At 58.6% G+C, this 23,482-nt stretch carries 22 protein-coding genes; 9 read left to right on the top strand and 13 right to left on the bottom strand.

The features are described from left to right. Positions 1-94: 94 nt before the first annotated feature. Both ACIQU2_RS21230 and ACIQU2_RS21225 read right to left on the bottom strand, forming a co-directional pair. A complete protein-coding gene (locus ACIQU2_RS21230; protein WP_347803558.1) occupies positions 95-1,720 on the bottom strand; it encodes an ABC transporter substrate-binding protein in 1,626 nt (541 codons plus the stop codon). A gap of 780 nt (positions 1,721-2,500) precedes the next feature. Then, positions 2,501-3,217, bottom strand: a complete 717-nt coding sequence (locus ACIQU2_RS21225; protein ID WP_403143780.1) for an SIMPL domain-containing protein — start codon at positions 3,215-3,217, stop codon at positions 2,501-2,503. Between the two features lie 229 nt (positions 3,218-3,446). On the opposite strand from ACIQU2_RS21225, the gene ACIQU2_RS21220 reads away from it, so the two are divergent. Both ACIQU2_RS21220 and ACIQU2_RS21215 read left to right on the top strand, forming a co-directional pair. After that, positions 3,447-4,709 carry an ATP-binding protein gene (locus tag ACIQU2_RS21220; RefSeq protein ID WP_008148927.1) on the top strand — a complete coding sequence of 421 codons (1,263 nt, stop codon included), beginning with the start codon at positions 3,447-3,449 and terminating at the stop codon, positions 4,707-4,709. After that, positions 4,702-5,268 carry a response regulator transcription factor gene (locus ACIQU2_RS21215; protein WP_403143778.1) on the top strand — a complete coding sequence of 189 codons (567 nt, stop codon included), beginning with the start codon at positions 4,702-4,704 and terminating at the stop codon, positions 5,266-5,268. The genes ACIQU2_RS21220 and ACIQU2_RS21215 overlap by 8 nt, the downstream gene beginning before the upstream one ends. Positions 5,269-5,340: 72 nt before the next feature. Here the strand turns inward: ACIQU2_RS21215 and ACIQU2_RS21210 are convergent, their stop codons facing one another. Further along, positions 5,341-5,679: a hypothetical protein gene (locus ACIQU2_RS21210; RefSeq protein ID WP_347803555.1), complete on the bottom strand. Its 339-nt coding sequence runs from the start codon at positions 5,677-5,679 to the stop codon at positions 5,341-5,343. A gap of 264 nt (positions 5,680-5,943) precedes the next feature. Between ACIQU2_RS21210 and ACIQU2_RS21205 the strand changes: the two genes are divergently transcribed. After that, positions 5,944-7,671 (top strand): ABC transporter ATP-binding protein/permease, encoded by a 1,728-nt coding sequence (locus ACIQU2_RS21205; RefSeq protein ID WP_403143776.1) that lies wholly within the window; start codon positions 5,944-5,946, stop codon positions 7,669-7,671. Positions 7,672-7,786: 115 nt separating this feature from the next. Further along, the gene (locus tag ACIQU2_RS21200) at positions 7,787-8,536 is read left to right on the top strand and encodes a FadR/GntR family transcriptional regulator (RefSeq protein WP_046045828.1); all 750 of its coding nucleotides are present in this window, start codon (positions 7,787-7,789) and stop codon (positions 8,534-8,536) included. Here ACIQU2_RS21200 and ACIQU2_RS21195 read toward each other — a convergent pair. From ACIQU2_RS21195 to ACIQU2_RS21180, 4 genes are all read right to left on the bottom strand, one after another. Beyond that, a complete protein-coding gene (locus ACIQU2_RS21195) occupies positions 8,533-8,742 on the bottom strand; it encodes a hypothetical protein (RefSeq protein ID WP_347803553.1) in 210 nt (69 codons plus the stop codon). The two genes, ACIQU2_RS21200 and ACIQU2_RS21195, sit on opposite strands and share 4 nt — an antisense overlap. A 70-nt stretch (positions 8,743-8,812) precedes the next feature. Beyond that, on the bottom strand, positions 8,813-9,166 hold the full coding sequence (locus ACIQU2_RS21190; protein ID WP_403143774.1) for a hypothetical protein: 354 nt from the start codon (positions 9,164-9,166) through the stop codon (positions 8,813-8,815). Positions 9,167-9,379: 213 nt separating this feature from the next. Further along, a complete protein-coding gene (locus ACIQU2_RS21185; protein ID WP_403143772.1) occupies positions 9,380-9,571 on the bottom strand; it encodes a hypothetical protein in 192 nt (63 codons plus the stop codon). A 14-nt stretch (positions 9,572-9,585) separates the two neighbouring features. Continuing rightward, positions 9,586-10,902, bottom strand: coding sequence for a phospholipase (locus ACIQU2_RS21180; RefSeq protein ID WP_403143770.1), 1,317 nt, complete (start codon positions 10,900-10,902; stop codon positions 9,586-9,588). Between the two features lie 243 nt (positions 10,903-11,145). Here ACIQU2_RS21180 and kdgD point away from each other — a divergent pair, with 243 nt between their 5' ends. The 5 genes from kdgD (at position 11,146) to ACIQU2_RS21155 (ending at position 17,826) form a co-directional block, all read left to right on the top strand. Further along, positions 11,146-12,057, top strand: a complete 912-nt coding sequence (gene kdgD, locus ACIQU2_RS21175) for a 5-dehydro-4-deoxyglucarate dehydratase (RefSeq protein ID WP_403143769.1) — start codon at positions 11,146-11,148, stop codon at positions 12,055-12,057. 72 nt (positions 12,058-12,129) lie between these two features. Continuing rightward, positions 12,130-13,575 (top strand): aldehyde dehydrogenase family protein, encoded by a 1,446-nt coding sequence (locus tag ACIQU2_RS21170; protein ID WP_403143767.1) that lies wholly within the window; start codon positions 12,130-12,132, stop codon positions 13,573-13,575. A gap of 182 nt (positions 13,576-13,757) precedes the next feature. Continuing rightward, positions 13,758-15,119 (top strand): MFS transporter, encoded by a 1,362-nt coding sequence (locus tag ACIQU2_RS21165; protein WP_403143765.1) that lies wholly within the window; start codon positions 13,758-13,760, stop codon positions 15,117-15,119. Positions 15,120-15,130: 11 nt separating this feature from the next. Continuing rightward, a complete protein-coding gene (gene garD, locus ACIQU2_RS21160) occupies positions 15,131-16,684 on the top strand; it encodes a galactarate dehydratase (protein ID WP_403143763.1) in 1,554 nt (517 codons plus the stop codon). A gap of 200 nt (positions 16,685-16,884) precedes the next feature. Then, positions 16,885-17,826 carry an AEC family transporter gene (locus tag ACIQU2_RS21155; RefSeq protein WP_403143761.1) on the top strand — a complete coding sequence of 314 codons (942 nt, stop codon included), beginning with the start codon at positions 16,885-16,887 and terminating at the stop codon, positions 17,824-17,826. Positions 17,827-17,955: 129 nt separating this feature from the next. Here the strand turns inward: ACIQU2_RS21155 and ACIQU2_RS21150 are convergent, their stop codons facing one another. The 6 genes from ACIQU2_RS21150 to gatC form a co-directional block, all read right to left on the bottom strand. Continuing rightward, entirely contained in the window at positions 17,956-18,336 is a 381-nt protein-coding gene (locus ACIQU2_RS21150; RefSeq protein ID WP_123365263.1) for a carboxymuconolactone decarboxylase family protein, read from the bottom strand. Beyond that, a complete protein-coding gene (locus ACIQU2_RS21145) occupies positions 18,333-19,394 on the bottom strand; it encodes a calcium/sodium antiporter (protein ID WP_403143759.1) in 1,062 nt (353 codons plus the stop codon). The genes ACIQU2_RS21150 and ACIQU2_RS21145 overlap by 4 nt, the downstream gene beginning before the upstream one ends. Before the next feature lie 50 nt (positions 19,395-19,444). Next, complete coding sequence (locus ACIQU2_RS21140; protein ID WP_347803543.1) at positions 19,445-19,819, bottom strand: septal ring lytic transglycosylase RlpA family protein; 375 nt, start codon at positions 19,817-19,819, stop codon at positions 19,445-19,447. A 149-nt stretch (positions 19,820-19,968) separates the two neighbouring features. After that, positions 19,969-21,414, bottom strand: coding sequence for an Asp-tRNA(Asn)/Glu-tRNA(Gln) amidotransferase subunit GatB (gene gatB, locus ACIQU2_RS21135; RefSeq protein WP_095129458.1), 1,446 nt, complete (start codon positions 21,412-21,414; stop codon positions 19,969-19,971). A 10-nt stretch (positions 21,415-21,424) separates the two neighbouring features. Further along, positions 21,425-22,876 (bottom strand): Asp-tRNA(Asn)/Glu-tRNA(Gln) amidotransferase subunit GatA, encoded by a 1,452-nt coding sequence (gatA, locus tag ACIQU2_RS21130; RefSeq protein ID WP_129438508.1) that lies wholly within the window; start codon positions 22,874-22,876, stop codon positions 21,425-21,427. Between the two features lie 16 nt (positions 22,877-22,892). Next, positions 22,893-23,180, bottom strand: a complete 288-nt coding sequence (gatC, locus tag ACIQU2_RS21125) for an Asp-tRNA(Asn)/Glu-tRNA(Gln) amidotransferase subunit GatC (protein WP_008026876.1) — start codon at positions 23,178-23,180, stop codon at positions 22,893-22,895. Between the last annotated feature and the right edge of the window lie 302 nt (positions 23,181-23,482).

Raw genomic sequence — 23,482 nt, 5'->3', positions numbered from 1 at the left:
GCTGTAATGCTCAGCGGAATTGGATGTAGGTTGTTTCCTACTTTCTCGGCAGATAAAGCAACGGCGACGTCAAAAACGTCGCCGTTGCAAAACCTTATTTGCTGACGCTGACGCCGTAGAAGGAGTTCAAGCCAAACGGGCTGATCTTGAAGTCCTGCACGTTGTCGCGCATGGGTTGGAACACCGTCGAGTGAGCGATAGGTGTCATTGGAACGGCATCTTTGAGGACGTGTTGCGCCTGCTTGTACAGTTCGGTGCGCTTGGACTGATCGGTCGTGCGCTTGGCTTCTTTCACGATGCCGTCAAACTTCTTGTCGCACCACTTGGAGAAGTTGTTGCCTTGCAGAGAGTCGCAGCCGAACAGCACGTTCAGCCAGTTGTCCGGGTCACCGTTGTCGCCGCTCCAGCCAATCAGCATCGCGCCATTTTCGCCGCCTTTGGAGCGCTTGATGTACTCGCCCCACTCGTAGGTCACGATCTTGGCCTTGATACCGACCTTGGCCCAGTCGGACTGCAGCATTTCAGCCATCAGCTTGGCGTTCGGGTTGTACGGACGCTGCACCGGCATCGCCCACAGGTTGATCTCGGTGCCTTCCTTGACGCCGGCTTCCTTGAGCAGCTCTTTGGCTTTCTCAGGGTTGTACGGCGCATCTTTGATGGTGGTGTCGTAAGACCACTGGGTCGGCGGCATGGCGTTGACGGCCAGTTGACCTGCACCCTGGTAAACCGAGTCGATGATCTGCTGCTTGTTGACGGCCATGTCCAGTGCCTGACGCACTTTCAGTTGGGCCATCGGGTTCGGCTGATCGCTGCCCTTGATCTTGTCCATCACGTTGTAGGCGATGTAACCCAGGTTGAAACCAGCCTGGTCAGGCACTTTCAGAGTCTTGTCTTCCTGAAGAGCCTTCAGGTCGGCTGGACGTGGGAACAGAGTGATCTGGCACTCGTTCTTCTTCAGCTTCTGGATACGTACCGACGGGTCGGTGGTGATGGCGAAGATCAGGTTGTCGATCTTGACGTCGTCAGGCTTCCAGTAGTCCTTGTTCCCGGTGTAGCGGATGTTGGAGTCTTTCTGGTAGCTCTTGAACACGAACGGACCAGTGCCGACCGGCTTCTGGTTGATGTCGGCGGCTTTGCCTTCTTTCAGCAGCTGGGCGGCGTACTCGGCGGATTGGACGGAAGCGAAACTCATGGCCATGTTCTGGATGAACGCGGCGTCGACTTCTTTCAGGGTGAACTTGACAGTTTTGTCGTCGACTTTATCGATCTTGGTGATGTTGGTGTCCATCCCCATGTCGGTGAAGTACGGGAATTCGGTTGGGTACGCCTTACGGAACGGGTCGTTCTTGTCAATCATGCGATTGAAGGTGAACAGCACGTCGTCGGCGTTGAACTCACGAGTTGGCTTGAAGTACGGGGTGGTATGGAACTTGACGCCTTCACGCAGGTGGAAGGTGTAAGTCAGGCCATCATCGGAGATGTCCCATTTGGTCGCCAAACCAGGAATAACGGCGGTGCCGCCGCGCTCGAACTGAGTCAGGCGGTTGAACATGGTTTCTGCAGAGGCGTCGAAGTCGGTTCCGGTGGTGTACTGACCAGGATCAAAACCGGCCGGGCTCCCTTCGGAGCAAAACACCAGGTTAGTCGCCGCTTGGGCGAAAGGTGCGCTAGCTAACAAGCCTGCGCCGACTAAAAACGGAATGACCGCGTGTTTAAGCATGGTGGCCTCATGATTTGTTGTCATTTTTGGAATTAGAGGACGACCTCGTGAGTCGTTCCTGCGGATACTTATGCAGGGGCCATACCCATTGCAAGATCCGGAGCGGCCACAAGTCTTAAACAGTGGCACGAACGTACCTTAATGTCGCATTTGTATAAATTCAGGCGCATTTGACCGTTTGCGCAGGTTTTTTTCAGTGCAAATCGCGCACCGACAGAGGGCAGTCGGGGCGCCTGGTGCACCCGGTTAGAGCGCGGTGTTACTTATTTATACCCATTATTGAGGGGGGTGAATGGGGAGGGCGGGCGTGAATGAGATTGAGTTCTAGTTTGTTGGGTAGGTGTTTGTTGTTTAAAGAGTTGTTGTGTCTGTGGGGGCAGATTGTTCCGTTACTGTTTGTCAGTGGACATCTGTGGGTGATGCTTGGCTTTGGGATTTGGTGGGGGCTGCGTGGGCGTATTGGTAGTACCGGGGGTGCAACCTTTGCTGCTTGCGGTAGCGCTTTTGGCTTTTTTCCAAGTGTTGAGCGTTTGATAAGCCAAATGTTGGGAGCAAGCCAAATAGCCGACCAGTCTCTTTCAGGTGTACATATCCATTCCTGCGGTAACGGCCGCTTAGGGTTTTGCCCTTAACGGCGAGTCCCTTTTTGATCGTTCCCACGCTCCGCGTTCCGCTTTTTAAGCCTTCGGCAACTCCTACAGGGGGACTACGTGGGTTTTGGTCTGGCATAAAAACGGCGATCACTTCGGTGATCGCCGTTTTTGTGTACGGGTTATCGAATCAAGGCATCAACACTTCAATCGAACCATCCGCCGTCATGCTGACCTGACTTGTACCAGCTTCGACTTCCGGCGTAACCGGCGCACCGTCCATGCTCGCCGCTTTCATCATCATCGGCCCACGCATGTACGGTTGTGGATAACCGTTGCTGTTCAAATTCAGGTTAACGATTTTATAACCCTTGCCACCCAACGCGTCGGTCGCCAATTGAGCACGGGCCTTGAAGGCTGTCACGGCTTCTTTAAGCAGCGCATCTTCGCTGGCCTGGCGGGTTGGTGTGGCGATGGCGAAGTCCATGCCACCCATTTTCAGGTCGGTGAGCAGTTCGCCGGTCAGTTTCGACAGCGCCGCGAAGTCGGAGCTTTCCAGGCGCAGTTCGGCGCGTTCGCGCCAGCCGGTGATTTTCTGGCCCTTGGTGTCGTAGATCGGGTAGCTGTTGCGGCTGCCCTGGCGCAGGGTGACTTCCTTGACCTGTTTGGCCTGGGCCAGCGCTTTGTTCATGGTGGTGCTGACGTCGGCGGCGAGTTTGGCCGGGTCGGTGTTTTGTTCTTCGGTGTAGAGGGTCACGATCATCAGGTCGCGGGCCACTTCCTGACTGACTTCGGCGCGCAGGGCGATCTGGTTGTAATGAAGTTCGTCGGCGGCCAGGGCCGGGAGGCTGGCGACGGTGCCAACGCTAAGGGCAAGAAGGGCGGCGCTGCGGCGGAAACTGTGCATGAAAACTCCTTGGACGGTGCGCAGGGGTTAAGGTCCGAGCCTGCGTGAAACCATCAGACTCTAGCTTTTATGATCCGGTTCGCACAGTTACAACTTCTATACAGATCGACGTGATCCTGGGGTGTGTGTCGGCCAATGGCCTGTGGCCGTTTGCCGCACTTTTGCCTGACTGCCCCCGTGCTTGGTTATACTCCGTGCGATCCGCCTGGAGCGCTCATCAGGAGAGCTCATGCTCGCCCCCGTTCAAATCACTTCCGCAACTCGCCAGAATCTCTGGCGGCTGACGTTTATCCGCACCTTGGTGTTGGCCGCTCAGGCCGGCTCCGTGGGCCTGGCCTACTGGCTCGACTTGCTGCCGCTGCCTTGGTTTCAACTGGCCGCGACCCTCGGTTGCTCAATGTTGCTGTGTGCGTTCACGGCGATTCGCTTGCGCACCTCATGGCCGGTTACCGAACTCGAATACGCCGTGCAACTGGCCTGCGACCTGTTTATCCACAGTGCCTTGCTGTATTTCTCCGGCGGCTCGACCAACCCCTTCGTCTCTTATTACCTGGTGCCGCTGACCATCGCCGCCGTGACGTTGCCGTGGCGTTATTCGGTGATTCTGTCCGGTATCGCGTTGACGATGTACACCTTGCTGCTGGCGCGCTTCTATCCGCTGCAAACCTTCCCGATCGCTCGGGAAAACCTGCAGGTTTACGGGATGTGGCTGAGTTTCGCCCTGGCCGCGGCGGTCATCACCTTCTTCGCTGCACGCATGGCCGAAGAGCTGCGCCGTCAGGAAGAACTGCGTGCCATCCGTCGCGAAGAGGGCCTGCGCGATCAGCAACTGCTGGCCGTCGCCACCCAGGCCGCCGGTGCTGCCCATGAACTGGGCACTCCGCTGGCGACCATGAGCGTGTTGCTCAAGGAAATGCGTCAGGACCATCACGACCCGATGTTGCAGGACGACCTGAGCGTGCTGCAGGATCAGGTAAAACTCTGCAAGGAAACCTTGCAGCAACTGGTGCGCGCCGCCGAGGCCAATCGTCGATTGGCGGTGGAAATGCAGGACGTCACCGATTGGCTCGACGAAGCCCTGAACCGTTGGCACCTGATGCGCCCGGAAGCCAGTTATCGCTTCCAGCGCTTGGGCCAAGGCGCCGTGCCGCGCATGGCGCCGCCACCGGACCTGACCCAGGCGCTGCTGAATTTGCTCAACAATGCCGCCGACGCTTGCCCCGAAGGGCTGCAAGTGACGCTGGACTGGAATGCCGAGGACTTGACCATCAGCATCCGCGATCACGGCGCCGGTGTGCCGCTGGCCATCGCCGAGCAGATCGGCAAGCCGTTTTTTACCACCAAGGGCAAAGGTTTCGGCCTGGGCCTGTTTTTGAGCAAGGCCAGCGTGACACGCGCCGGCGGCTCAGTGAAACTCTACAGTCATGAGGAAGGCGGCACGCTCACCGAGCTGCGCCTGCCCCGTGTCGCCCGAGGAGACGAACATGAGTGACGAGATCCAAGTCGAAGGCGAAGGCGAAGAACTGCCGCATTTGCTGCTGGTAGACGACGACGCAACTTTCACCCGGGTGATGGCCCGTGCCATGTCCCGCCGCGGCTTTCGCGTCAGCACCGCCAGTTCCGCCGAAGAAGGTCTGACCATCGCTCAGGCCGACCTGCCGGATTACGCTGCGCTGGACCTGAAAATGGACGGCGATTCCGGCCTGGTGCTGTTGCCCAAGCTGCTGGAGCTGGACCCGGAAATGCGCGTAGTGATCCTCACCGGTTACTCGAGCATCGCCACCGCCGTCGAGGCGATCAAGCGCGGCGCCTGCAATTACCTGTGCAAACCGGCGGACGCCGATGACGTGTTGGCCGCGCTGCTCTCCGAGCACGCCGACCTCGACACGCTGGTGCCGGAAAACCCGATGTCGGTGGATCGCCTGCAGTGGGAGCACATCCAGCGCGTGCTGACCGAGCACGAAGGCAACATCTCCGCTACTGCCCGCGCCCTGGGCATGCACCGCCGCACCTTGCAGCGCAAATTGCAGAAGCGCCCGGTTCGTCGTTGAGTTGTAGTTTTTTTGAGGGAGTGGCGAATAAACCATGCTCATGGAGTGTCGTTTATTCGCCCCTTTATGCCTCTACGGCAAGATCCGGACGGTCAATGGATCAGAGAGGTGTTCAACACCTTCGGATTTCATGTAGAACTTGATTTCGACTTCTCGATGGATGTGCGGGCGCATTTCGTTGATAGGCAAGTCGGCCTTTAATGCATTCGCTGATGATGTGTAGCCACTGTCCCATTTCTTGTCAGTCCCTAGAAAAACGGCTTGAAACTTGTATTCAGCACCTGGTGGCCATACACCCCCGGAGCCAATTCTGATCTCAGTGGTTTCACCTAATCCACTGAGGAAGAACGCTCCATTTTTTACGGCTGGCGCCTCTGGCATCGGGTATGTAGGCTTGGTTTTATTGTTCATCGAAATAGCTCCTTTGTATGCGTTTTAACCAGATTGCCCTGCGCACGTCATGGCGACGGGTTGCGATCAGTAGGCCCGAGATATCGCTACCTCTCTACTGTCATATCTGACAGTGGCGACCGGCGGCAACCAATTGGGGATTACTTGTCAAAATGGCCTCAACGCTGAACCGCCCCTGAACAATTGTTGTCACACAGCGTTACAACACATGCCGATCATCTATGATCGGTTCGTGTGTGTTCTTTTCTTTATCGAGCCTTTTCCATGAATCAGAACGCTGAATATTCCGCGGTCAATGATGCTGTGCGCGGGCAGTTTTTTCGCAAAGTCTGGGCGATGACCACGCCTTACTGGCGCAGTGAAGAGAAGGGCAAGGCCTGGACGTTGCTGATCGCCGTGATCGCGCTGTCGCTGTTCAGTGTGGCGATTTCGGTGTGGATCAACAGTTGGTACAAGGATTTTTACAACGCCCTGCAAAAGAAGGACGAGGCAGCGTTCTGGCAGTTGATCCTGTATTTCTGCGGCATTGCGGCGGTGGCCATTCTCGGCGCGGTGTATCGGCTCTACCTGACCCAGATGCTGACGATTCGCTGGCGGGCCTGGCTCACCGAGAAGCATTTTACCCGTTGGCTCGACAACAAGAATTACTACCAGCTGGAGCAGGGCGGTTACACCGATAACCCGGACCAGCGGATTTCCGAAGACCTCAATAAATTCACCACCAACACGTTGGGCCTGGGGCTCGGGTTGATTCGCAACATCGTCAGCCTCGTATCGTTCTCGATCATTCTGTGGGGCGTGTCGGGCAGTATCGAAGTGTTTGGTTTCACGATTCCCGGTTACATGTTCTGGTGCGCGCTGGTTTATGCCGCCGTCGCCAGTTGGCTGACGCATTTGATTGGCCGTCGCTTGATAGGCCTCAACAACAACCAGCAACGCTTCGAAGCCGACCTGCGTTTCTCCATGGTTCGGATTCGCGAGAATGCCGAAAGCATTGCGCTGTACAACGGCGAGCCTAATGAGAACCGCCGCTTGAGCAGCCGTTTCGGGATGGTCTGGCACAACTACTGGGACATCATGAAAGTGTCCAAGCGCCTGACCTTCTTCACTTCCGGTTATGAGCAGATCGCAGTCATCTTCCCGTTCATGGTCGCCGCGCCGCGTTACTTCACTGGCAAGATCGAGCTGGGTGAGCTGATGCAAATCAACTCGGCGTTCGCTAACGTCCAGGACAACTTCAGTTGGTTCATCACGGCGTACCAGGACCTTGCCGAATGGCGCGCCACCTGTGATCGACTGCTGAGTTTCCGCCAGGCCATGACCGACAACGAAGAGCGTGCGCCGGCCATCGATGTACAGAATTCGGGGTCGGCGTTGAAGGTGCATAACCTTGGCCTCGACCTCGCTGACGGTCGTCACCTGCTGACCAACGCCGACATGACCGTGGAGGAGGGCGAGCGCGTCATGCTCAGCGGCCGCTCCGGCAGCGGTAAATCCACTTTGTTTCGAGCGATGGGGCACCTTTGGCCGGCTGGCCACGGCAGTATTCGTCTGCCGACGGGGCGTTATCTGTTCCTGCCGCAAAAACCGTATCTGCCGATTGGCAGCCTGCGTGAAGCGCTGAGTTATCCACAGTCGGGCGATACGTATCCGCACGAGCGCTACGTTCATGTGCTGGAAGCCTGCCGTTTGCCGCATCTCGTTGCCCGTCTGGACGAAGCCAATCACTGGCAGCGCATGTTGTCGCCGGGTGAGCAGCAACGTCTGGCCTTCGCTCGTGCGCTGCTTTACGCACCGCAATGGCTGTACATGGACGAAGCGACCTCGGCGATGGACGAGGAGGACGAAGCGTCGCTGTATCAGACCTTGATCGATGAGATTCCGGGCTTGAGCATTGTCAGCGTCGGGCATCGCAGCAGCCTGAAGCGCTTCCATCCACGGCATGTTCGTATCGAGAATGGCCATCTGGTGGACCAAGCCGTGACCGCGTAAACACCACAACCTCTGTAGGAGCAGCCTTCGGCAGCTCCTACGGGTCGGGGTGATCGTACAACCGCGTTGAGCTATGATGCGGTTTCAGCCGCAACTTTCGAGAAAGACGTTCACCATGGAAAACCCGATCGACGCACCACGCCTCCCTCGCAAGCGCCGCAGCCTCGCTCAGGAACTGGTGACGGTGCTGTCCGAGCAGATCCGCGACGGTCACCTCAAGCGTGGCGACAAGTTGCCCACCGAGTCGGCGATCATGGATGCCCATGGCGTCAGCCGCACCGTGGTGCGCGAAGCGATTTCCCGTTTGCAGGCAGCAGGCCAGGTTGAAACCCGCCACGGCATCGGCACCTTCGTGCTCGACACCCCAAGCCCGAGCGGTTTCCGTATCGACCCTGCGACCGTGGTCACGCTGCGTGACGTGCTGGCGATTCTGGAACTGCGCATCAGCCTGGAAGTGGAATCCGCCGGCCTTGCCGCGCAGCGCCGCAGCCCCGAGCAGTTGGCATTGATGCGAGCTGCGCTGGATGCATTGAATGAAAGTGTCTCCCATGCCAGCGATGCCGTGGCGTCCGACTTCCAGTTCCACCTGCAAATCGCCCTGGCGACCGGCAACCGCTATTTCACTGACATCATGACCCACCTGGGCACCAGCATCATTCCGCGCACACGCCTCAACTCCGCGCGCCTGGCCCATGACGATCAGCAGCACTACATGAATCGTCTGAGCCGTGAGCACGAAGAAATTTACGATGCAATTGCGCGCCAGGATTCGGATGCGGCGCGGGCAGCAATGCGCTTGCATCTGACGAACAGTCGGGAGCGGCTGCGCCATGCGCATGAAGAGGCGGAGGCGCAGCGGGGTTAAGGCTTAGGTTTATAAAGCTCGGTTTCAAGTGTGACGCGTTCGATCGGTTGATCGATTTCGAAAGGGATGGTCAGCGTTCTTTTGGTGACGATGTACTGCTCATCGAGACCTTCGAATTGCAGTACGTCCGTCGCATAAATAATGCCGTCGAACATGAAGTTCTGACGTTTGCCGATGGGATGCTTCAATGTATAGGTAATGTTCACGCTCTACTCCTGCGTCGTGAGCGGCTGCGCCATGTGCATGAAGAGGCAGAGGCGCAGCGCTGATTGCGGTTTATGGTTTTAGTTGAACAACCAGATCAGCGGAACGAGCCTGATTACCAGAGGCACTGGTTACGCTGTATTGCAGTTTAGCGGTGGCGTCTAAAACTAGACCTTTCGCAAATGTTTCTTTCGGAATAGAGAAAGTGACGGGTTTTCCCACCGAGGCTTGCGTCAGTGCGATCGAACCGACCCAAGTATTGCCGGTTGAAGTTTGTACCGTGAATTCAACATTGTCGCCTGCTGCAGCATACGGATATGGCCAAACCACACCATGTGCCGGGTCAATCAGGTTATGAACGTAAAGTACCCCTTCGACGGCTTCTTTAAGCACCGGTGCTTCGAGGGCTTTCAGTTGTGCAGTCATGATCAAAATCCTTTTAACGTTTTATCAAACCGTTTGAATAGGCGCGAATGCAGTGCTGCGTTGGCGGAGCCGGTTCGTTAACCCCGGAACCATTTAGGCCGCAGCGACAGTTGTTCGGCTACTGTCATAAATGACAGTGCCGACGAGTGGTGGGTGAAATGGGCTGAGTAATGAGATCGTTCCCACGCTCTGGGAACGATCAGGTGCGGGGAATCAGCCGGTCCTGAGAATCGAACGATCCACTCTTACGGCCCACTCAGAAGCCCCAGCTTTGGCATCGAATGTCACATGCCCATGCTCATCAACTACCGCCCGAGCAATCGGCACTCCCTTGGCCAACAACTCCAACGGCGCCCCCTTCAGCGATTGGCCCGAGGCCAGTTCCAGTGTCAATTTGATAGTCATCATCGATCTCCTTATCAGGCAACGTTGCCAGTCGGTTTGTAATCCTTGAGCAGCAAATAAGTGCTCCAGCCCCACCAGTCATCGACGGTGGCGGTGTCGTTCAGGTTGTTGACGTCCTTGCGCCGCAGCACCTTGTTGCCCTCGATCCTGAACAGCGGCGAGAAGTTGGTCGCCAAGTTCAGTACCGCTGGCAGATCAGGCATCTTTTTCAAGGCGCCGAAATTGGCGGCCGACGCGGCGATTCCACTGAGATACGCCGCGAACACTTCATCCGCAGACACCTGAACCGCCTGATTCACCTGGGTGCGATTGGCGCTGGAGAGGGCGTCGAAGTAGCGTTTGTCCCCATACGCACGCCATTGATCGCCGTTGCCATTGCGCACATTGAGGCCGAACTTGCTGTCTTCGTCGTGCATGAATCGCGTGATCAACGAACCCAGATCGCTGGGTGTAACCACCGCTGCCAATTGCTTGCGCGGCACTCGCAGGTGGCCGGCGGAAAACAGGTCGGTCAGGTAGTGATCGGCAAAAGCGTTCATCGCATAGGCCAGCTCCAACTGCTTTTCATCGCCGCTGGTGTGGGCCAGCACCGCTTGTTGCACCGCTGCGGTGTGCCCGGCGATATAGGCCAGCAGCGCCCATTCGGCGAAGTGATCGGCATTGTTGGCGGCCAGTTTCAGGTAGCGGCCAAATGGGAACAACGCCGAGACGACACTGCCGCCGCCGGTGATCTTGTTCCACTCTTCCGACAACGTATCACCGAGGGCGTCATAGGCTTCGTGAGGTTGTTTACCGTCCTTGATCGCCTGCTTGATCGCGGCGATTTCCTTTTGCATAACACCGAGGATCAGCTTGGCCTCGGCGCTAGAAGCAGGCAGTACGGCCAGCGAGTTAAAGGCGTTGGTAAAGCGCTGGATTCGGTCGGCGCCTGTCGCGCCTTCGCTGATCGGTTGATCGGGAATTCCATAAAAATCACCCCCCAGTGCAACGACCTGGCCATAGGTCAGCGCCAGCCCATTGGGTAAATGCAGTTCCACCTGCGCAGCCGGGATAGCAGGTGCGTCCTTGATGAAACGCAGCAGTGTGCTGTCGCCGATAGAGGTGTGTTCGCCACCCTCGAACCTCAGCTGTGGCTTGCCTTTCAGGGCTTTACCGGAGGTAGTGGGCAGAGGCGCGGGAAGGGGAGTCGTAGGGCTGTAATGATCAGCAACTTGCAAGACCACGTGTGGGTTATCCCCGATGAGAGGGATGCCATGCTCGGTAAAAAGATCATCCAGTTCTGCAATGACCTGTTTCGGTTTTTCCTTCGGTTGTGCGTGTAGACCTGACATTTCTATCTCCTTGATATGTCGTCGGTACGATCAAAAATAACTGTATGCATATACAGTTATCTGGATCATAGATGAGAAATTTCCTACGTCAAGAAAATACCTTTCCGACTCAAATTCTGCGGTTGGCGATGAAATGCAGTTGACGGTTATTATTTAAGTTGTACGATGACCTACAACTTCGGCGAAGACTGAACGGTTTTCTCACACACACACACATACGTCGCTACCCAGGGTGTTCGAATAATGAATCCACAAGAACTGAAGTCCATCCTCTCTTCCGGTCTGCTGTCTTTCCCGGTTACCGATTTCAATGCTCAGGGCGACTTCCATCGCGCGGGCTATATCAAACGTCTCGAATGGCTGGCCCCATACGGCGCCTCGGCATTGTTCGCCGCGGGCGGCACCGGTGAGTTCTTCTCTCTGGCGGCCAGCGAATATTCGGAAATCATCAAGACGGCCGTCGACACCTGCGAAACCAGCGTGCCTATTCTGGCCGGTGTTGGCGGTTCCACTCGTCAAGCCATCGAATACGCTCAGGAAGCCGAGCGTCTGGGCGCCAAAGGCCTGTTGTTGCTGCCGCACTACCTGACCGAAGCCAGCCAGGACGGCGTTGCGGCCCACGTTGAAGCCGTGTGCAAATCGGTAAAAATCGGCGTGGTGGTTTACAACCGCAACGTCTGCCGCCTGACCGCGTCGCTGCTGGAACGTCTGGCTGAGCGCTGCCCGAACCTGATCGGCTACAAGGATGGCCTGGGCGATATCGAGTTGATGGTGTCGATCCGTCGCCGCCTCGGTGATCGCTTCAGCTACCTGGGCGGTTTGCCGACCGCCGAAGTCTACGCCGCAGCCTACAAGGCACTGGGCGTACCGGTTTACTCCTCGGCGGTGTTCAACTTCATCCCGAAGACCGCGATGGATTTCTACCACGCCATTGCCCGCGAAGATCACGCCACCGTTGGCAAGATCATCGACGACTTCTTCCTGCCGTACCTGGACATCCGCAACCGCAAAGCCGGTTACGCGGTGAGCATCGTCAAGGCCGGGGCAAAAATTGCAGGCTTCGACGCAGGTCCTGTGCGTGCGCCGCTGACTGATCTGCTGCCAGAAGAGTACGAAGCTCTGGCCGCGCTGATCGACAAGCAAGGCGCGCAATAACAACCGATTAAACAAGGCCGCTGAGTGATCAGCGGCTTTTTGTGTGAGGACTTCTTTTTAAGGGGAAAGTCTGTGACTGATTCAAAGCGTTTCGATAACTACATCGGTGGCCAATGGGTTGCCGGCGCCGACTACTCCACCAACATCAACCCGTCCGAACTGACCGATACCATCGGCGAGTACGCCAAGGCTGATCTGGCTCAGGTTCACGCCGCCATCGACGCCGCTCGCGCCGCGTTCCCGGCGTGGTCCATTTCGGGCATTCAGGCACGTCACGATTCCCTGGATAAAGTCGGCAGCGAAATCCTCGCCCGCCGCGAAGAGCTCGGCACCTTGCTGGCTCGGGAAGAGGGCAAGACTCTGCCCGAAGCCATCGGCGAAGTGACCCGCGCCGGCAACATCTTCAAGTTCTTCGCCGGTGAATGCCTACGCCTGTCCGGCGACTATCTGCCGTCGGTGCGTCCGGGTGTGAACGTCGAAGTGACTCGCGAAGCGCTGGGCGTGGTCGGTCTGATCACACCATGGAACTTCCCGATCGCGATCCCAGCGTGGAAAATCGCCCCGGCGCTGGCCTACGGTAACTGCGTCGTGCTGAAACCGGCCGATCTGGTGCCGGGTTGCGCCTGGGCGCTGGCTGAAATCATTTCCCGCGCAGGCTTCCCCGCCGGCGTGTTCAACCTGGTGATGGGCAGCGGTCGAGTGGTTGGCGATGCGCTGGTTCAGAGCCCGAAAGTCGACGGCATCAGCTTCACCGGTTCCGTGGGCGTCGGTCGTCAGATCGCGGTCAGCTGCGTGTCGCGCCAGGCCAAGGTCCAACTGGAAATGGGTGGCAAGAACCCGCAGATCATTCTCGACGACGCCGACCTCAAGCAAGCGGTCGAGCTGTCGGTGCAGAGCGCGTTCTACTCCACCGGCCAGCGTTGCACGGCATCGAGCCGCTTCATCGTCACCGCCGGGATTCACGACAAGTTCGTCGAAGCCGTGGCCGAGCGCATGAAGTCGATCAAGGTCGGTCACGCGCTGAAAACCGGCACCGACATTGGTCCGGTGGTTTCCCAGGCTCAGCTTGAACAAGACATGAAGTACATCGACATCGGCCAGTCCGAAGGTGCACGTCTGGTCAGCGGCGGTGGTCTGGTGACTTGCGACACCGAAGGTTACTACCTCGCGCCAACCCTGTTTGCCGACAGCGAAGCCGCGATGCGTATCAGCCGTGAAGAAATCTTTGGTCCGGTGGCCAACGTTGTTCGCGTTGCCGATTACGAAGCAGCGCTGGCCATGGCCAACGACACCGAATTCGGCCTGTCGGCGGGCATTGCCACCACGTCGTTGCAGTACGCCAACCACTTCAAGCGCCACTCCCAGGCCGGGATGGTGATGGTCAACCTGCCGACGGCGGGCGTTGATTACCACGTTCCATTCGGTGGGCGTAAAGGTTCATCCTATGGCTCCCGCGAGCAAGGTCGCTACGCGCAAGAGTTCTACACCGTGGTGAAGACCAGCTACATCGGCTCCTGATACATCGCGGTGTCCGGCTCAACCGAACACCGCAACCCCCTGTAGGAGCTGTCGAGTGCAACGAGGCTGCGATCTTTGCTTTTAAAGATCAAAAGATCGCAGCCTCGTTGCACTCGACAGCTCCTACAGGGAATGCACCCGTTTCACCCGCGCATAAAAATAATCAGTGGGAGTACATCTACATGCAAGCGACCAAACCGACCCATGTCCGCTATTTGATTTTGCTCATGCTTTTCCTGGTGACCACGATCAACTATGCCGACCGGGCTACCATCGCCATCGCGGGCTCCAGCCTGCAAAAAGACCTCGGCATCGACGCGGTCACCCTCGGTTACATCTTCTCTGCATTCGGTTGGGCCTACGTGGCCGGGCAAATTCCCGGTGGCTGGTTGCTGGACCGTTTCGGCTCGAAAAAAATCTACGCGCTCAGCATCTTCACCTGGTCGCTGTTCACCGTGCTGCAGGGCTATGTCGGTGAGTTCGGCATGTCCACGGCGGTGGTTGCGCTGTTCATGCTGCGCTTCCTGGTGGGCCTGGCCGAAGCGCCATCCTTCCCCGGAAACGCACGCATTGTGGCGGCCTGGTTTCCGACCGCTGAACGCGGTACGGCGTCTGCGATCTTCAACTCGGCACAATACTTCGCCACGGTGCTGTTTGCGCCGCTGATGGGTTGGATCGTTTACAGCTTCGGCTGGCAGCACGTGTTTATCGTCATGGGCGTGATCGGCATCATCTTCTCGGGGATCTGGCTGAAGGTGATCTACAGCCCGCGCCAGCACCCGATGATCAACGACGCCGAGTTCAAGCACATCGCCGACAACGGCGGCATGGTCGACATGGACCAGGACAAAGGCAAAAAAGGCGACGGTCCGAAGTGGGACTACATCCGCCAGTTGCTGACCAACCGCATGATGCTCGGCGTGTACCTTGGCCAATACTGCATCAACGGCATCACCTACTTCTTCCTGACCTGGTTCCCGGTGTATCTGGTGCAAGAGCGCGGCATGACCATCCTCAAGGCCGGTTTCATCGCCTCGTTGCCGGCGATCTGCGGCTTCATTGGTGGCGTGCTCGGCGGCGTGATTTCCGACTACCTGCTGCGCAAAGGCCATTCCCTGACCTTCGCCCGCAAGGCGCCGATCATTGCTGGCTTGCTGGTCTCCAGCAGCATCGTGGCCTGTAACTACGTGGACGTTGAATGGATGGTTGTCGGCTTCATGGCCTTGGCATTCTTTGGCAAAGGCGTGGGTGCGCTGGGTTGGGCCGTGGTGTCTGACACCTCGCCAAAACAGATAGCCGGTCTCAGTGGTGGTCTGTTCAACACCTTCGGCAACATCGCTTCGATCACCACGCCGATTGTCATCGGCTACATCATCAGCTCCACTGGTTCGTTCAAATGGGCGCTAGTGTTTGTCGGTTGCAACGCCCTGGTGGCGGTATTCAGCTACTTGGTAATCGTGGGTCCGATCAAACGTGTAGTACTCAAGGAGCCGCCCGTCAGCGGTCCTGAAACCAATAACAAATTGTCTCAAGCGCATTCCTGAGGAGCGGCGTCATGCAGTTGATTGAACATTCCGACTCGCCGCGCTACATCCGCCTGCACGAGCGGGACAACGTCGTGATCGTGGTCAATGACCAAGGCGTCCCGGCCGGTACCGAGTTCCCGGATGGCCTGGTGACGGTGGACTTCGTGCCGCAGAGCCACAAGGTCACCCTCGAGGACATTCCCGTGGGTGGCCAGGTGATTCGTTACGGCCAGACCATCGGCTACGCGTTGCAGTCGATTCCGCGCGGCAGCTGGGTAAAGGAAGATCAACTGCGCATGCCCACCGCGCCACCGCTGGACAGCTTGCCGCTGTCCACCGAAGTGCCGGCGGCGCAGGCACCGCTGGAAGGCTTCACGTTCGAGGGTTATCGCAACGCCGACGGCACCGTCGGTACGCGCAACATTCTCGGGATTACCACGACTGTTCAGTGCGTCACCGGCGTGCTGGACCATGCGGTCAAACGCATCAAGGATGAATTGCTGCCCATGTATCCGAACGTCGATGACGTAGTCGCGCTGACCCACAGTTACGGCTGTGGTGTAGCGATTACCGCGACTGACGCGTACATCCCGATCCGTACGGTGCGCAACCTCGCGCGCAACCCGAACCTGGGTGGCGAGGCGCTGGTGATCAGCCTGGGCTGCGAGAAATTGCAGGCCGGGCAGGTGATGCACGAGAACGACAGCTCGGTGGATTTGAGCGATCCGTGGCTGTACCGCTTGCAGGATTCCAGTCATGGTTTCACCGAGATGATCGAGCAGATCATGGCGTTGGCCGAAACCCGTTTGAAGAAGCTCGATCAGCGTCGCCGGGAAACCGTGGCGGCGTCCGAGCTGATTCTGGGTATGCAGTGCGGCGGCAGCGATGCGTTTTCCGGCATCACCGCCAATCCGGCGCTGGGCTATGCCTCGGACCTGTTATTGCGCGCAGGTGCGACGGTGATGTTTTCCGAAGTCACCGAAGTGCGCGACGCGATTTACCTGCTGACTTCCCGCGCAGAGACTGAGGAAGTTGCTCAGGAACTGGTGCGGGAAATGGATTGGTACGACCGTTACCTGGCCAAGGGCGAAGCGGATCGCAGCGCCAACACCACGCCGGGGAACAAGAAGGGCGGGTTGTCGAACATTGTCGAGAAGTCCCTGGGCTCGATCGTCAAATCCGGCAGCAGCGCAATCAACGGGGTGCTGGGCCCTGGCGAGCGTTTCAAGCGCAAAGGGCTGATCTTCTGCGCAACCCCGGCCAGTGATTTTGTCTGCGGGACGTTGCAGTTGGCGGCGGGGATGAACCTGCATGTTTTTACCACCGGGCGTGGCACGCCTTATGGGTTGGCGATGGCGCCGGTGGTGAAGGTGTCGACCCGGACCGAGCTGGCGCAGCGTTGGCCGGACCTGATCGACATCGATGCCGGACGGATTGCGACCGGGCGCGCCTCGATTGAAGACCTTGGCTGGGAGTTGTTTCACTACTACCTGGATGTGGCTAGTGGGAAGCAGCAGACGTGGGCGGAGAAGCACAGGCTGCATAACGACATTACCTTGTTCAACCCTGCGCCCATCACTTAAGACCGAGTCGCCTGCATCGCGAGCAAGCTCGCTCCCACAGTGGATTTTCGCCGTGCACAGATTTTGTGTTCGACACTGGACAAATGTGGGAGCGAGCTTGCTCCGGGCGGCGCTCCGACGATAGCGGTCTAACAGACGCCAGAGGATTGAGTGGCTTATCATTAGCCCCCTAACGACGCTCACCCAAGGTTACCCCAGGCATGCTGGCTATCTTCCTCGAAACCCTGAACATCACCGCGCCGGTGTTTGCCATGCTGTTTCTGGGTGTGCTGCTCAAACGCATCGACTGGATCAACGACAACTTCATCCACACTGCGTCGGCCCTGGTGTTTAACGTCACCATGCCGGCGTTGTTGTTTCTGGGCATCCTGCATGCCGACCTGCACGCCGCGTTGCAACCGGCGCTGCTGATCTATTTCTCGCTGGCGACGCTGGTGTGTTTTGCCATCGCCTGGGGCTGGGCGATCTGGAAGTGCCCGCGGGAAGACCGGGGGATTTACACCCAAGGCGCCTTTCGCGGTAACAACGGGGTGATCGGCCTCGCGTTGGCGGCAAGCATGTACGGCGACTACGGGATATCCCTCGGTGCGATTCTCGCGGCGTTGGTCATCCTGTTTTACAACACGCTCTCGACCATCGTGCTGGCGGTGTACAGCCCGGTGATCAAGTCCGACCCCTGGAGCATCTGCAAAAGCGTGATGGTCAATCCGCTGATCATTAGCGTGTCTGCCGCGGCGCCGTTTGCCTACTTCCAGATCAGCTTGCCGGGATGGCTGGAGACGTCCGGTCAATACCTGGCGCAAACCACCTTGCCGTTGGCACTGATCTGCATTGGCGGCACGCTGTCGCTGGCGGCCCTGCGCAAAAGCGGCAACATGGCGCTCAGCTCAAGCCTGGTGAAGATGATCGGCCTGCCGGTTCTGGCGACACTGGGTGCATGGCTCTGGGGCTTTCGTGGTGCGGAGTTGGGGATTCTGTTCCTGTACTTCGGCAGCCCGACCGCCGCGGCCAGTTTTGTCATGGCCCGTCAGGCCAATGGCAATCATGAACTGGCGGCAGCGATCATCGTGATCACCACGTTGATGGCAGCGGTCACCACCAACATCGGAATCTTCCTGTTGCAGTGGGGCGGGTGGATTTAGCTTCAAGATTTGCGGTGTTTTGAAGGGCCTCATCGCGGGCAAGCCCGCTCCCACATTTGGAATGCATTCCCCTGTGGGAGCGGGCTTGCCCGCGATGGCGTTGGACCTGCCACCGTAAATGCCGGCGACTTACTCCGGCTTCTGGTAAGTATCGATCACTTCCTGCGCCGCGCGAAACGCATCGATGGCCGCCGGTACACCGGCATACACCGCGCAATGCAGCAGCGCTTCACGAATCTCTTCCACGGTGCAGCCATTGTTCAGCGCACCGCGCACGTGACCTTTCAATTCCTGCGGGCACTTCAACGCGGTCAGCGCGGCGAGGGTGATCAGGCTGCGGGTTTTCAATGGCAAACCTTCGCGGTTCCAGACGCTGCCCCAGGCGTGCTCGTTGACGAAATCCTGCAGCGGTTGAGTGAACTCGGTGGCATTGCCCAGCGCACGGTCGACGAAGGCGTCGCCCATTACTTGGCGGCGTACTTCAACGCCAGGCTTTTTATCATCGGTCATGGCAATTCCTTATTGTGGTGTTGGCGACGCCAGGCGCGCAGCGACGTGAACAGCAAAAACGCCATCAGCGCCGGCAGGACAAAAAACAGCATCAGGTGTTCAAGCTTGCCGGCCAGCGGCATGCCGGTGGTGAATGACACCACGTGCAGACCGTAAGCCAGATACAAGCCCAAAAACAGCAGACCTTCGGCGCGGGTCACCCGGTAACCGGAATAGAACACCGGCAGGCACAACACTGCGACGCCGAGCATCACCGGCAAGTCAAAATCCAGGGCGTTGGGCGATACCGACAGCGGCGACGGCGCGACCAACGCGGTGAAGCCCAGCACGCCCAAGAGATTGAACAGGTTGCTGCCGATCACGTTGCCCACGGCGATGTCGCGTTGACCGCGCAAGGCGGCGATCAATGAGGTGGCCAGTTCCGGCAGGGAGGTGCTGACAGCGACAATGGTCAGGCCGATGATCCGCTCCGACAACCCCAGATCGGTCGCGACCGAAACCGCCGCGCCCAGCAGCAGGTGCCCGGCGTAGACCAGCATCGCCAATCCCGTGACGATCATCAGCAGACTGCTGAGCCAGGGCGCTTGCGGGACTTCGTGGGTCGTCGATTGCGGGCGGGCCGAGTGTCGCGACTGGCGCAGCAGCAGGCCCAGATACAGCGCCAGTGCCGCGAGCAGCATCACGCCATCGGCGCGGGTCAGTTCTTCGTTCCACGCCAATACGAACACCAGCAGGCTGGCGCCGATCATCAGCGGAATATCCAGGCGCACCAGTTGCCGTGAAACCCGCAGCGGGATGATCAGCGCCGAGAGCCCGAGTGTGACGAGGATGTTGAAGATGCTACTGCCGATCACGCTGCCGACGGCGATGTCGGCGTTCTGCGCCAGGGTGGCTTGCAGGCTGACTGCCATCTGCGGTGCGCTGCTGCCGAGGGCGACGATGGTCAGGCCGATAATCAGCGGTCGTACATGCAGGCGCGCGGCGAGGCGCACGGCGGCGCGCACCATCAGCTCGGCGCCGGCGATCAGCAACAGCAGGCCACTGAGCAATTCAATCACGCTGATCAGGGGTAAATCGGCAAGTCCGAAAATGGTCAGCGCTCCGTCTATCAGTCGTCGAGGGCTTGCACGCGAACCTTCGCGGTGCCGCTTCTGAGCATACCCAGTTGTTCGGCCGCTTCATGTGAAACATCGATCAGGCGCCCACGGGTGTGCGGCCCGCGATCGTTGATGCGAACCACGCAGGACTTGTCGTTGTTCAGATTGGTGACCTTCACCCGCGTGCCAAAGGGCAACTGGCGATGGGCGGCGGTCAGGGAATTCTTGTTGAAACGCTCGCCACTGGCGGTGCGTTTACCTTGGTGTTTGGCGCCGTAATACGAGGCAACGCCGGTCTTGTCGTAGCCGTGTGGATCAACAACATCCGTGCTGGCGCAACCGGCCAGCAGAGAGAGCAGGGCGCAGGCACTGAACAGACGTTTCATAAAAAAGTGTTCCCGAAACAAATGTGGGAGCGAGCCTGCTCGCGATGGCGGACTGTCAGTCACATCAATGTTGGATGTGCCGCCGTCATCGCGAGCAAGCTCGCTCCCACAGGGGGTAGAGCCAGTTTTGAGTGCTGGCTCCATGCTCATCAGCCTTCGAGCTTGCTTTTCAGCAGTTCGTTAACCTGTTGCGGGTTGGCCTTGCCTTTGGAGGCTTTCATCGCCTGGCCGACGAAGAAGCCGAACATCTTGCCGCGTTTGGCTTCGTCTGCCGCGCGATATTGTTCAACCTGTTCGGCATTGGCCGCGAGCATTTCGTCCAACACTGCCGAGATCGCGCCCGTGTCGGTCACTTGCTTCAGGCCGCGCTTGTCGATGATCTCGTCCGCGCTGCCTTCGCCGTTGGCCATCGCTTCAAACACAACCTTGGCGATTTTGCCGGAGATAGTGTTGTCGGTGATGCGCAGCAGCATGCCGCCCAGTTGTTCGGCCGAGACCGGCGACTGATCGATGTCCAGGCCCTGTTTGTTCAACAGGCTGCCCAATTCAACCATCACCCAGTTGGCCGCCAGCTTGGCGTCGCCGCCGATGCTCACGACTTTCTCGAAGTAATCGGCTTGCTCACGGCTGGTGGCCAGGACGCTGGCGTCGTAGACCGACAGACCGAACTGCGCCTGGAAGCGCTCGCGTTTCTGCGGTGGCAATTCCGGCAGGGTGGCGCGCACGTCGTCGAGGAACGAGTCTTCGATGACCACCGGCAGCAGGTCCGGATCGGGGAAGTAACGGTAGTCGTTGGCTTCCTCTTTGCTGCGCATCGGACGGGTTTCGTCCTTGTTCGGATCGTACAGACGGGTTTGCTGGATCACCCTGCCGCCGTCTTCGATCAGCTCGATCTGACGCTGCACTTCGGTGTTGATCGCCTTCTCGATGAAACGGAACGAGTTGACGTTCTTGATCTCGCAGCGCGTGCCGAATTCAACCTGGCCTTTCGGACGGATCGACACGTTGCAGTCACAACGCAGCGAACCTTCGGCCATGTTGCCGTCGCAAATGCCCAGATAGCGGACCATCGCGTGGACAGCCTTGACGTAAGCCACGGCTTCCTTGGCACTGCGCATGTCCGGCTCGGAAACGATTTCCAGCAGCGGCGTGCCGGCGCGGTTCAGGTCGATGCCGGTGGCGCCGCTGAATTCTTCGTGCAGGCTTTTACCGGCGTCTTCTTCCAGGTGCGCGCGGGTGATGCCGACGCGTTTGACCGTGCCGTCTTCCAGCGCGATGTCCAGATGGCCTTTGCCAACGATCGGCAATTCCATCTGGCTGATCTGGTAGCCCTTCGGCAGGTCCGGGTAGAAATAGTTTTTACGGGCGAACACGTTGTGCTGGCCGATCTCGGCATCGATGGCCAGACCGAACATCACCGCCATGCGCACTGCTTCCTGGTTCAGCACCGGCAATACGCCAGGCATACCGAGGTCAACCAGGCTGGCCTGGGTGTTCGGCTCGGAACCGAAGGTGGTGGAGCTACCGGAAAAGATTTTCGACCGGGTGGTGAGCTGGGTGTGAATCTCCAGCCCGATCACGACTTCCCATTGCATGTGTTTCTCCTCAGAAGCCGGTTGGGGTGCGGGTGTGCCAGTCAGTGTTGAGCTGATACTGGTGGGCAACGTTCAACAGGCGACCTTCCTGGAAATACGGGGCGAGCAATTGCACGCCGACCGGCAGGCCGTCGACAAAACCTGCCGGCATGGACAAGCCCGGCAGACCGGCGAGGTTGGCGGTGATGGTGTAGACGTCTTCCAGGTACGCAGCAACCGGGTCGCTGCTCTTGGCGCCAAGCTTCCAGGCCGGGTTTGGTGTGGTTGGGCCGAGGATGATGTCGACCTCATTGAAGGCAGCCATGAAGTCGTTCTTCACCAAACGGCGAATCTTCTGCGCCTTCAGGTAGTAAGCGTCGTAGTAACCGGCGGACAACGCGTAGGCGCCGACCATGATCCGGCGCTGCACTTCCGGGCCGAAACCTTCGCCACGGGAACGCTTGTACAGGTCTTCCAGGTTTTTCGGGTCTTCGCAGCGATAACCGAAACGCACGCCGTCGAAACGCGACAGGTTGGAAGACGCTTCTGCCGGGGCGATCACGTAGTACGCAGGGATCGCGTGTTGCATGTTCGGCAGGCTGATTTCCTTGACCACGGCACCGAGCTTTTCCAGCTCCTTGACGCTGTTGTGGATCAGCTCGGCAATGCGCGGGTCGAGACCGGCGCTGAAATACTCTTTAGGAACGCCGATGCGCAGGCCTTGCAGCGAACCGTTGAGGCCGGCGCTGTAATCCGGCACGGGCTCGTCGATGCTGGTGGAGTCTTGCGGGTCGAAACCGGCCATGCCTTGCAGCAGGATTGCGCAGTCTTCGGCCGTGCGCGCCAATGGGCCGCCCTGATCGAGACTGGAGGCGTAGGCGATCATGCCCCAGCGGGAAACGCGACCGTACGTCGGTTTCAGACCGGTCAGGTTGGTAAACGCGGCCGGCTGGCGGATCGAGCCGCCGGTGTCGGTCGCAGTGGCGGCCGGCAACAGGCGAGCGGCAACGGCCGCGGCCGAACCACCGGACGAACCGCCGGGCACGTGTTCCAGGTTCCACGGGTTTTTCACTGCGCCGTAGTAGCTCGACTCGTTGGCCGAACCCATGGCGAATTCGTCCATGTTGGTCTTGCCCAGCGTCACGGCACCAGCGGCGGCCAGCTTGGCAACGACAGTGGCGTCGTACGGTGCTTTAAAGTTGTCGAGCATCTTCGAGCCGCAGCTGGTGCGGATGCCTTGGGTGCAGAACAGGTCTTTGTGGGCGATCGGCGCACCAAGCAGGGCGCCGCTCTCACCATTGGCCCGGCGTGCGTCAGCGGCTTTCGCCTGCTGGAGCGCCAGGTCTTCGGTGAGGCTGATGAAACTGTTGAGCTGCGGATCGAGCTGGGCGATACGCGCCAGCAGGGTTTTGGTCAGCTCTTCGGAAGAAAACTTTTTATCGGCGAGACCGCGGGCGATCTCGGCCAGAGTCAATTGATGCATTGCAGGCTCTTTCCCTTTAGTCGATGACTTTCGGAACCAGGTACAGGCCGTTTTCGACCGCTGGTGCGATGGACTGATAGGCCTCGCGATGATTGGTCTCGGTCACGACGTCTGCACGCAGGCGCTGGCTGGCTTCCAGTGGGTGGGCGAGCGGCTCGATACCATCGGTATTGACCGCCTGCATTTCGTCGACCAGCCCCAGAATGCTGTTCAGGGCCGAAGTGATGTGTGGAAGATCGGCATCATTAAGGCCAAGACAGGCCAGATGAGCGATTTTTTCCACGTCGGAGCGTTCAAGCGTCATGGGATTCTCCAGTGGAAGGAAAACAGAACGGATGCTATCCGTGTGTTAGATTGTCGGAACACTACCGCATTTCTACGGTCATAAGGCCGCGATTGTGGGGGTTGGTGCACAGAAAAGCGGCCAATTTAACATATTGGCGCCTTGCCCAAAATCCCTGTCGTTGTTAGAGTTTGCCGCACTTTTTTACCCACGCGTTGCCTAGGGTCCCTTTCCCATTTTGAAGAAACTTCGTGGCATTTTTTACAGCGATCTTTACATTTACCTGGGCACTTCCAAAAACCTTATTTAAGTGCCCGAGCGCG

The organism is Pseudomonas sp. NPDC098740, from assembly GCF_044760065.1.
Classification (GTDB): Bacteria; Pseudomonadota; Gammaproteobacteria; order Pseudomonadales; family Pseudomonadaceae; genus Aquipseudomonas; species Aquipseudomonas rossensis.
This window is presented reverse-complemented; position numbering and strand designations above follow the sequence as displayed.

Bases quoted from the DNA above. Each gene is read 5' to 3' on its own strand.
- ACIQU2_RS21230 (WP_347803558.1), bottom strand. From the start codon at position 1,720: ATGCTTAAACACGCGGTCATTCCGTTTTTAGTCGGCGCAGGCTTGTTA.
- ACIQU2_RS21225 (WP_403143780.1), bottom strand. From the start codon at position 3,217: ATGCACAGTTTCCGCCGCAGCGCCGCCCTTCTTGCCCTTAGCGTTGGC.
- ACIQU2_RS21220 (WP_008148927.1), top strand. From the start codon at position 3,447: ATGCTCGCCCCCGTTCAAATCACTTCCGCAACTCGCCAGAATCTCTGG.
- ACIQU2_RS21215 (WP_403143778.1), top strand. From the start codon at position 4,702: ATGAGTGACGAGATCCAAGTCGAAGGCGAAGGCGAAGAACTGCCGCAT.
- ACIQU2_RS21210 (WP_347803555.1), bottom strand. From the start codon at position 5,679: ATGAACAATAAAACCAAGCCTACATACCCGATGCCAGAGGCGCCAGCC.
- ACIQU2_RS21205 (WP_403143776.1), top strand. From the start codon at position 5,944: ATGAATCAGAACGCTGAATATTCCGCGGTCAATGATGCTGTGCGCGGG.
- ACIQU2_RS21200 (WP_046045828.1), top strand. From the start codon at position 7,787: ATGGAAAACCCGATCGACGCACCACGCCTCCCTCGCAAGCGCCGCAGC.
- ACIQU2_RS21190 (WP_403143774.1), bottom strand. From the start codon at position 9,166: ATGACTGCACAACTGAAAGCCCTCGAAGCACCGGTGCTTAAAGAAGCC.
- ACIQU2_RS21185 (WP_403143772.1), bottom strand. From the start codon at position 9,571: ATGACTATCAAATTGACACTGGAACTGGCCTCGGGCCAATCGCTGAAG.
- ACIQU2_RS21180 (WP_403143770.1), bottom strand. From the start codon at position 10,902: ATGTCAGGTCTACACGCACAACCGAAGGAAAAACCGAAACAGGTCATT.
- kdgD (WP_403143769.1), top strand. From the start codon at position 11,146: ATGAATCCACAAGAACTGAAGTCCATCCTCTCTTCCGGTCTGCTGTCT.
- ACIQU2_RS21165 (WP_403143765.1), top strand. From the start codon at position 13,758: ATGCAAGCGACCAAACCGACCCATGTCCGCTATTTGATTTTGCTCATG.
- garD (WP_403143763.1), top strand. From the start codon at position 15,131: ATGCAGTTGATTGAACATTCCGACTCGCCGCGCTACATCCGCCTGCAC.
- ACIQU2_RS21155 (WP_403143761.1), top strand. From the start codon at position 16,885: ATGCTGGCTATCTTCCTCGAAACCCTGAACATCACCGCGCCGGTGTTT.
- ACIQU2_RS21150 (WP_123365263.1), bottom strand. From the start codon at position 18,336: ATGACCGATGATAAAAAGCCTGGCGTTGAAGTACGCCGCCAAGTAATG.
- ACIQU2_RS21140 (WP_347803543.1), bottom strand. From the start codon at position 19,819: ATGAAACGTCTGTTCAGTGCCTGCGCCCTGCTCTCTCTGCTGGCCGGT.
- gatB (WP_095129458.1), bottom strand. From the start codon at position 21,414: ATGCAATGGGAAGTCGTGATCGGGCTGGAGATTCACACCCAGCTCACC.
- gatA (WP_129438508.1), bottom strand. From the start codon at position 22,876: ATGCATCAATTGACTCTGGCCGAGATCGCCCGCGGTCTCGCCGATAAA.
- gatC (WP_008026876.1), bottom strand. From the start codon at position 23,180: ATGACGCTTGAACGCTCCGACGTGGAAAAAATCGCTCATCTGGCCTGT.